3 protein-coding genes are annotated in these 9,643 nt (G+C 70.2%); 2 read left to right on the forward strand and 1 reads right to left on the reverse strand.

The features are described 5' to 3' along the window. Nucleotides 1-96: 96 nt before the first annotated feature. Both AB0J72_RS58420 and AB0J72_RS58425 read left to right on the forward strand, forming a co-directional pair. Nucleotides 97-6,258 (forward strand): RHS repeat-associated core domain-containing protein, encoded by a 6,162-nt coding sequence (locus tag AB0J72_RS58420; protein ID WP_363417777.1) that lies wholly within the window; start codon nucleotides 97-99, stop codon nucleotides 6,256-6,258. A gap of 19 nt (nucleotides 6,259-6,277) precedes the next feature. Beyond that, entirely contained in the window at nucleotides 6,278-6,787 is a 510-nt protein-coding gene (locus tag AB0J72_RS58425) for a hypothetical protein (protein WP_363417780.1), read from the forward strand. Between the two features lie 862 nt (nucleotides 6,788-7,649). On the opposite strand, the gene AB0J72_RS58430 is transcribed toward AB0J72_RS58425, so the two are convergent. Continuing rightward, nucleotides 7,650-9,332 (reverse strand): helix-turn-helix domain-containing protein, encoded by a 1,683-nt coding sequence (locus tag AB0J72_RS58430; protein WP_363417783.1) that lies wholly within the window; start codon nucleotides 9,330-9,332, stop codon nucleotides 7,650-7,652. Between the last annotated feature and the right edge of the window lie 311 nt (nucleotides 9,333-9,643).

The following is a 9,643-nucleotide window of genomic DNA, read 5'->3' on the forward strand; positions in this document are numbered from 1 at the left end:
CGGGGAGGGGGACGGGGGGGGTGCCGGTGACGACGAGGCGGTGGTGGCGGCCCTTGCGGTGGGCGGACCAGGCCTCCATGAAGGCGTCCACCGGCCGTGCCCCGGCAGGCGGCGCCGATCGCCAAGCCGCTGCAGGTGCAGCGCAAGGTGGTCGCGAACCCGGCGGCCGCCGCTGCGCTGCGGGCCGCGCCGCCGGTGCACTGGCCGGACGCGGCCAGCATCGACCTCGACCTGACCGCCGGCGCGAAGACCGCGACCGTCGGTGGGCTGCAGGTGTCGGCCGACGCGGTTGTCCCGGCCGGCCGCGGCTCCATCTCCGCCGACCTCGTGCCGTCGAAGGTCCGCCTCGGCGTCCTCGACCACGCCGCCGCGATCAAGGCCCGCGTGCAGGGCACCCTGTTGACCGTGCACCGGGCCGACGGCGGCCGCTCCGCCGGACCGGTCAACGTCAAGCTCGCCTACGGCGGGTTCGCCGACGCGTACGGCGGTGACTACGGCGCCCGGCTGCACCTGGTCGAGCTGCCCGCCTGCGTGCTCACCACCCCGGACCGGCCCGAGTGCCAGGTCCGCACCCCGGTGTCGTCGTCGAACAACACCGCGCAGCGGCAGCTCGGCGCGACCGTCAGCGCCGGCCAGGCGATGACGGTGCTCGCCGCGGAGGCCGGCGACACCTCCGCCCAGGGCACCTACGACGCGACGAAGCTGTCGCCGTCCTCGAAGTGGGACGTGTCGCTCGCGTCGGGCGGGCTGTCGTGGAGCTACGACATGCGCGCACCGAAGACGCCGGGCGGGCTGGAACCGCAGACGACGCTGAGCTACTCCTCGCAGACCGTGGACGGGCGCACCTCCGCCACCAACAACCAGGGCTCGTGGGTCGGCGAAGGCTTCACGTACGAGCCGGGCTACATCGAGCGCAAGTACAAGGCGTGCGACGACGACGGTCACGAGCACTACAACGACCAGTGCTGGGCTTTCCAGAACGGCTCGATCATGCTCAGCGGCCACTCCGGAGACCTGATCAAGGTCAACGACAACCTGTGGAAGCTGTCCAGCGACGACGGCACGAAGGTCGAGCGCAAGACCGGCGCGACCAACGGCGACAACGACGGCGAATACTGGAAGGTCACCACCACCGGCGGCACCGAGTACTACTTCGGCCTGAACCGGCTGCCCGGCTGGAGCGCGAACAAGGACGAGACCAACTCGGCGTGGACCATCCCGGTCTCCGGCGACGACGTCAACGAGCCCTGCTACAACAGCTCCGGCTGGCTGGACTCGTTCTGCGACCAGGGCTGGCGGTGGAACCTGGACTACGTCAAGGACCCGCACGGCAACGTCATCTCGTACTACTACGGCAAGGAGCTCAACGCGTACGCGAAGGGTGCGAAGACCGACGCCAACGGCCTCACCTACGTGCGCGGCGGCTGGCTCAAGCGGATCGACTACGGCCAGCGCGACGGGCAGGTGTACACGACGAACGCACCGGCCCGCGTCCGCTTCGACACCGCGGAGCGCTGCATCGCGGCCGGCGTGATCACCTGCGCGGAGGGTCAGCTGACCGACGACACCGCCGCCTCGTGGCCGGACGTGCCGTGGGACCGCAACTGCGCGCTCGGCACCCACTGCAAGGACACCCAGGCGGCGCCGACGTTCTGGACCCGCAAGCGCCTGACCGGCATCACCACCGAGATCCGGGAGGGCAGCGGCTGGACGCCGGTCGAGCAGTGGACGCTCAGCCACTCGTACACCGACAACGGCGACGGCTCGAAGACCCTGTGGCTGGACAAGATCGACCACGCCGGACTCTACGGCGGCACGGCCACGATGCCGCCGGTGCAGCTGGTGGGCATCCAGCTGCCGAACCGGATCGACACCGACACCGACATGCTGGCGCCGCTGAACCGGTTCCGGCTGAGCTCGGTCATCACCGACACCGGCGCGCAGATCCAGGTGACCTACGCCCCGGCGGACTGCGCCGCGGGCAGCCTGCCCACGGCGGGCAGTAGCACGAAACGCTGCTACCCGGTGCTGTGGAACCCGTTCGGCACCGACGACGACCTCACGGACTGGTTCCACAAGTACGTCGTCCAGGAGGTCATCGCCTCGGACCCGACCGGCGGCAGCCCCGACGTGCGCACCGTGTACGAGTACGGCAACCAGGGCTTCGGCACCCAGGACCCGATCGTCGGGGCGGCCTGGCGCAAGACCGACCCGGACGGCATCACCAAGGCCGAGGACCTCACCTGGTCGCAGTGGCGCGGCTACCCGAAGGTCACCGTGCGCACCGGCGACCTGCAGACCCTGACCACGAAGGTCGAGCACTACTTCCTGCGCGGCATGGACGGCGACGAGAAGCCCGCCGGCGCCGGCGGCGGCCACCGGTCGGTCAAGGTCACCACCGACTCGGGAACGGTCTTCACCGACGCCGACGAACTCAGCGGCACCGAGTACGAGACGGTCACCTACAACGGCGCCGAGGTCATCTCGAAGACGGTGAGCGAGCCGAAGTTCTGGTACACCCACACCCAGACGGAGGACTGGGGCACCCGCCACGCGACGATGACGAAGACGGCGTCGCAGCGGGTGTGGACCGCGTTGAGCCCCGACGCGCAGGGCAACCCCGTCTGGCGGGAGACCAGGACCGACAGCACGTTCGACCAGACCTGGGGCCGCACCGTCAAGACCGACGACCAGGGCGACGTCGGCACCACCACCGACGACGTGTGCACCACGATGGAGTACGCCGACAACGGCAACACCTGGCGGTACGACCTGCCGAAGCTGACGGAGAAGTTCTCGGTCAAGTGCGACGCGATCACCGACCGCGTCACCCAGCTGCTGAGCTCCGACCGCAACACCTTCGACGGCCTCGCCTACGGCGCCGCACCCGGCAAGGGCGACATCACCACGTCGGAGTCGCTGGACACGGTCGACGCGACGGGCACGAAGTATCTGGCCACCACCATGACCTACAACGAGTACGGGCGGCAGCTCACCGTCAAGGACCCCGGCGGGTCGATCACCGAGAACGCCTACGTCTACAGCGACGGGTTCGGCGTCCGGACCACGGTCAAGAACCCGATGCTGCAGAGCACGGCCACCGACACGTCCCGGGCGTTCGGGCAGGCGACGGCGGTCATCGACGTCAACGGCAAGCGCACCGACCTGGCCTACGACCCGCTGGGGCGGCTGATCAGCGTCTGGCTGCCGACCCGGCCCAGGTCGCTGTACCCGGACACGCCGAACACGAAGTACAGCTACCTGCTGCGCGCCGACAAGCCGAGCGTCATCTCGACCGCGAAGGTGCGCAACGACGGCACGTACGTCACGACCTACCAGCTGCTCGACAGCCAGCTGCGGGTGCGCCAGATGCAGTCCGCGGGTGCGAACAACACGCTGCTGCTCATCGACACCGTCTACCGCAACGGCAAGGTGGAGACCCAGACCGAGCCCTACTCGGTGCAGGGCGTCGCCGGTGACCTGCTGCTGACCGTCCCGGAGGGGTCGAGGAACGGGGCGAACAAGCACCTCTACGACGGCGCCGACCGGGAGATCGCCGACATCTTCACCGTCGCCGGCGACGAGAAGTGGCGCACGACGACGAGCTACGACGGTGCCCGGACCAGCACGGTGCCGCCGATGGGTGGGGTGCCGCGCACGACTGTGGCCGACGCCCGGGGCCACACCACCGAACTCATCGAGTACGCCGGGCACACGGCGTCCGGGCCGTCGAAGACGACCCGGTACTCCTTCGGCCCGAACGGCAAGGTCGCGTCGATGACCGACGTGCTCGGCAACGTCTGGAGCTACACCTACGACCCCCGCGGCAACCTGATCCAGACCGACGACCCCGACGCCGGAACGACGAAGTTCACGTACGACAAGCTCAACCGGATCGCCACCGTGGAGGACGCCCGGCACGTCCTGACCTCGAACGTCTACGACAAGCTGGGCCGCCTGACGGAGACCTGGCTCGGCAAGGTCGGCGTCACCGGATCCGTCAAGCAGACCGCGACCGTCTACGACACCTTCTACAAGGGACAGGTCGCGGGGACGGTCCGGTACGTCGGCAGCGCCGCGTACACGATCACCTATCCGCAGCGCGACAACCTGTACCGGGTGACGAAGACGACCTACACCATCCCGGCCGACGCCGGCACGGAACTGGCCAGGACGTACGACTTCGTCTCCACGTACAACGCCGACGACAGCGTGCAGGGGATCGGCATGCCGGCCGCGGGTGGACTGCCGGCCGAGAACCTGGTCTTCGGCTACGACAACCTGCAGCGGCCGCTGTCCATGACCGGCCTCAACTCCTACGTGGTCAGCACCCAGGAGAACCCGACGAGCTACGCCGACACCGGTGAGCTGCTGCGGATGATGCTGTGGAACGGCACCGGGAAGAAGGCGTGGCTGACCTTCAGCTGGGAGCGGGGCACCAACCGGCAGAGCGGCATCCGCCTGGACCGCCAGGACGTCGCCGCGGTCGACCTGGACCAGCACTACAAGTACGACGACGCAGGCAACGTCCTCGCGATCGCCGACACGCCCGCCGGCGGCCCGGTCGACACGCAGTGCTTCCTCTACGACGGGTCGCGGCACCTCACCGAGGCGTGGAGCACGGCCACCGCCGACTGGACCCGGTGCCCGAACGGTGCGGCCTCGACCGGGGTCGGCGGACCCGCCCCATACCACCAGGCGTGGACGTTCGACGCGGGCGGCGGCCGCCTCACCGAGACGAACTACCCGGTCGCCGGGCCCGGTGTCACCACGAACTACCACTACGCGGGCACCGGACAGCCCAAGCCGCACACGCTGAGCTCCATCGACCAGGGCAGCGCCGCGACGACGACCGACTACACCTACGACGAGCGGGGTGCGCTGCTGACCCGGCAGAACCCGGCGAAGTCGGAGTCGTTCCAGTGGAACACCGACGGGCAGCTGGCGACGTACTCCAGCGGCAGCGGCCCGGGCACCACGTTCGTCTACGACGCCTCGGGCAACCGGCTGCTGCGCAAGGAACCCGGCGCGACGACGCTGTACCTCGGGACGATGCAGCTGCGGCTGGACCTCGCGACCCGGGTCGTCACCGGCACGCGGTACTACACGTTCGCCGGGTACAGCATCGCCACCCGGACGCCGTCGGCGTTGAGCTGGACGGTCGCCGACCCGCACAACACCAACAGCTGCGCGATCGACGCGACCACCGGCGCCATCGCCTGGCGGCGGACCCTGCCCTACGGCGGTGTCCGCGGCGCCGCGCCGGCCGCGTGGCCGGACGACCGGGGCTTCCTCGGCGGCACCGTCGACGCCAGCGGCCTGGTCCACCTCTCCGCCCGCGAGTACGACCCGGTGATCGGGCGGTTCATCTCACCCGACCCGGTGCTGGACGTCGACAACCCGGAGCAGATGAACGGGTACGGGTATTCGGGGAACAGCCCGCTGGTGCAGTCGGACCCCAACGGCACCAACCCCAACAGCCAGGACGAAATGATGAACCCGCAGAGTCCGCCGCCCGCGGCGCCTCCCGGGAACCCGAAGCCGAAGTGCTCCAGCGCGACCCCCGAGTACTGCCGTCCGAAGAACTACAAGACGGCCTACGACCTGGGCGTCGAATGGGTGCTGAACGAGATGGAAGGTTGCGAGGACGAGTCGAAGGCATGCTCGACGACCGAGTACTTCCAGGACGGTGACCCGTTCACGGAGCAGATCCAGCAGCTCTACACGATCGACGTGGCACGGCAGATCATCGCTTCGGAACTGGCCGCCGGGAAGTTGTACGGCCACACGACGACGGACTTCCATCTCGCCAGGTTCACGCCGGAAGAGCGCGAATGGAATGCATACAACACCGCCATGAGCATCTATACGTTCGGGGAGCAGGGGATGCAGGAAGCGGCGTCATTCCTCGGGTCCTACGACCTGACGTGGCAGGTCGTCGGCAAGGACGCGAACGGCGGCCCGGTGGTCGAGTTCCACCTGACGAACGCCAGTACCTTGAACTCCGCCAAACTCGACAAGGGCAAAGTGGCGGATTACGGTCTTGACCTGTCGGCCGGCGACGGCCATGACGCCAGACCGGGCGAGCACTGGCTGCAGCAATCCGTGCGATGGCGCGAGCCCTTCACCGCGGACAACCAGCCAACCGAGCACGTCGGCACGCGAGATGGTGTCCCCTGGGGCAACCCGAACAAGCGCGATCCGTTCGGCTCGGCCGCGATCTACGCCGCGCTGAAAGTGGCGAAGAACTTCCTCTAGTGGCACGGAAGGACAGTCGATGCGAAAGATGGCGCTCGCGCTGGTGGCGCTGGTACTGATGGCCTGTGGGAGTCAGACTGCCGACCCGGGGCCGGGCCGGACCCCGGCCCGGGCCCTGGCCGTGGACGTCACCCCGGAGATGGTCGTCGGCGCCTGGCGCAACGCGGGGCGGGACGCCACCTTCGTGTTCGCCGCCGACGGCACGATGCAGGGGCTGAACGTGCCGCCGGAGTACTTCCTCGATTTCCAGAGCGCGCTGACCCCCGATTTCGACAGGAACCGGGACCGGATCGACGCGGTCGGCACCTGGACCCTGCCGGGGCGGAAGCCTTCCGCCCCGGCCGGGCTTCGCAACGTCGTCGACCTCACCTTCGAGCCCGGAGGGTTCATCCAGAGCCGTGGCGGTGGCGGGCTGGAGGCGGTGTCGCGGGGCTCCCAGACGGTGCTGCAGTTCCGGGCCATCGTGTTCACGAAGTGCCCCGGGCCCTGCGTGGGCGGCAGCGGGGCGGCGCCGTCGCCGTCCCGGTGATCCGGCGACCGCGCCGCGTCACCAGGGGGGATCCTGGTGAACAGGTGGTCATAGCGACGGCGGGTGATCGGGGTTCCGTTACGGTAGCGCAACAGCTGACTGTCTCGATCCGCTCCTCGCTCCCTGGCGTGCTGCAGCAGATACTGCATCAAGGTCGGGGACACCGGCTGCCACCGTTCCGTCTCGCCCTTCTCCCGCAGCCGGATCAGACACTGCTCCTCATCCAGGTCCGCCGGCCGCAACGCGAGTGCACCGCCCCGCCGGCATGCTGTCTCCGTGTGCAGGCGCAGCAGCAGCACGTCGACCTCCGGATCGTTGCCGCTGGACGCTGCGGCCGCGTTCAGGTCGGCGAGCTTCGCGTCGGCGAGCGCACCTCGCGTGCCCGGCAGCCGACGAGGTTTCGCCACCATGTCGATCGTGGCGAGCCCGAACCGGAGCGTTCCGGCCGGGCGCTCCGCCAGCCGGGCGAGCGGCAGCGGACCACGCAGCCGCCCCGGGCCGACGGGGGCAGGGACCAGTGCGCGATGGTGCGGCTGGGCGGAAGGGATGATCGGTCGGATCGGGCCAGCGGTCACGGTGACCACCGGACCGCGGCCGAAGGGTCATGGGCTGCACCCCGTACAGGGCCAGCCGTATTCGCCGCCGCCCGAGCTCTGAGCTGGACGTATTCTTCGCCGCTGACCCACACAGCCGACGGGGGACTGCTCGATCGCTGCCCGCACCGGCGAGATCGGAGTCGATCCCGCCGGTGCGGTTCTCCGGGCTTGACTCTCTCTTGACGAATGCGATCAGCGGTGCAGCGGTGTCGTTCGATCTGGCCCGGGTCGCCGCGGCGCAGGGTGCCGGAGGTCTGGGAGTAATGTCACAGGTCGCTGTAGCGGATCATGACGGGGGTTTCGGTCAGGGTGAGCTCGGCGCCGCCAACCAGGGGCTCCGTCGTGCCGTCGAGTCGGAGCAGCGCCTCCGCCGTGGCCTCGGCGTGCAGGCGTACCGAGCCGGTGTGGGTCCAGCGGATGACGGCGCGCCGGTTGCCGGCCGGGGTCGGCACGATGAACTCGCACTGCCACGCGTGCTCGGGCAGGCCGGCGGGCTGGCCGTGGCCGCAGGAGCGGATCTGCGCTCCGGCGAGCCAGCGCTGCAACTGCTGCACGGCGAGGGCGGCCTCGGTCGGCTCGCCCTCGTCGGCCTGCAGCACGATGGGGATCTTCGTGCCGCCCCAGTTGTAGAAGTACATGCGGTACAGGTTCGTGGTGCGGGCGAGCAGCCCGACGAGGTAGAAGCGGACGGCGTAGTCGCGGGCGCGGGCCCGGTCGAGCTGGCCCTCCAGCGGGATGGCGTAGGTCGTGCCCGTGTTCCACAGCGGCGGGTGCAGGCCGGCCTCGTGGAAGAGCCGGTCGATCTGCGTGGTCAGCTCCAGCATCGTCTCCGGCGGGTCCTCCGGCGAGCGCTGGTGCAGCTTGACGGCGGCGGCGTTGCAGTACTCGTAGCCGCCGAGCCGGGCGAACTCCCGCAGCACCTGCTGGCCCTCGGCGCTCCACAGGTTGCCCATGCCCGGGCACACCACGGTGGCGGCGGGGTCGGTGGCGCGGATGATCGCGCTGCCCCGGCGGGTCATCTCGACCAGGGTTTCGACGCTGCCGGTGTACATCCGGGCGTCGTTGGCGAGCACCCACAGCTCGTAGGCGGCGATGCGGCCCTTGTACCGGCCGACCAGCGCGCTGACGTACGCGTCCCACACCGCCAGGTCGTCCGGCGGCGACGACTTCGCGTTGTCCGGGTAGACCGACCGCTTGCCGTTGGGCGCCGCCCAGGCCGGCGTGCCGCCCATCGTGTAGAGCACCGGCAGCCTGGCGGCGGCGGCCCCTTCGACGAGCCGGTCCAGGATCGTCCAGTCGAACCGGTCCCGCGCCGGGTTCACCCGCGACCAGCCCGTCTCGCTGTCCCACAGGCGCACCGCGCCGATGGTGAACCCCGGCATGTGCCCGGTCGCGCTGTTGATCGTCACCCCGAAGTACTCCGGCGGGACCGGTCGCGCGGGCAGCGTCCAGCTCGGGCCGCTGATCCACTGCGGGGTCGCGCTCGGCGGCGCGGTCTGCGGCCGGTCTTCCCTGCCCCGCCACCACACCGCCGCGACCGCACCCGCCAGCACCAGCAGCGCCACGGCCAGCCCGGCGTACAGGGCGAGGCGCCGCGGCACCGGTGCAACGGCGGCCTTCGACGAGGCGGCGGGTCCTGCGGTGGCGGCGGGTTCTGAGCCGGCGGCGGGTTCTGAGCCGGCGGCCGGGTCTGCGGTGGCGGCCGGGGCTTGTCGCGGCGCCGCGGCCCACAGCGGATAGAGCCGGTCGAGCTCGTCACGGTCCGCCCCGCACGCCGTGGCGATCCGCTCCACCGTGCCGAAGTCCTGCGGCACCGCCGCCCCGGCGACGAACCGGTGCACCGCCGACTTGCTCAGGTTCGTCTTCTGCCCGATGCGGGCATAGCTGAGCCCGCTGCGGTCCTTCAGCGCGGTCAGCAGCGCGGCAAGCTCGCCGGGACGGTGCGGCATCGCCGTCATCTCTCCAGGTGTCGGGGCGGGCTGCATCCTATCGGCCGTCCCAAGACCGCAACATCCCCGCAGGTCAGCCCGTTTCCGCCGTCCCGCCGTCCCAGATCGGTCCCGGCATCTGGCGCCCGTACCGCGGCGTTGACAGACTGCCAGCGCGGTGGCCCGGACCGTTGGGGGAGCGGCGGTCCGGGCCACCGGCGACGGGGTGCCCGAAGGCAAACGGGGCCACCCCGCACCCCCCCGACGACCACCGCGGCCCACACGGTTTCGACAGAAAAAAAAACGTAGTTTAAACCGAGGCCGCCCCCCCG

This window comes from Dactylosporangium sp. NPDC049742, from assembly GCF_040674675.1.
GTDB classification, from domain to species: domain Bacteria; phylum Actinomycetota; class Actinomycetes; order Mycobacteriales; family Micromonosporaceae; genus Dactylosporangium; species Dactylosporangium maewongense.

What these genes read in the sequence shown, in the direction of transcription:
- AB0J72_RS58425 (WP_363417780.1), top strand. Translation starts at nt 6,278, where the DNA reads ATGCGAAAGATGGCGCTCGCGCTGGTGGCGCTGGTACTGATGGCCTGT.
- AB0J72_RS58430 (WP_363417783.1), bottom strand. Translation starts at nt 9,332, where the DNA reads ATGCCGCACCGTCCCGGCGAGCTTGCCGCGCTGCTGACCGCGCTGAAG.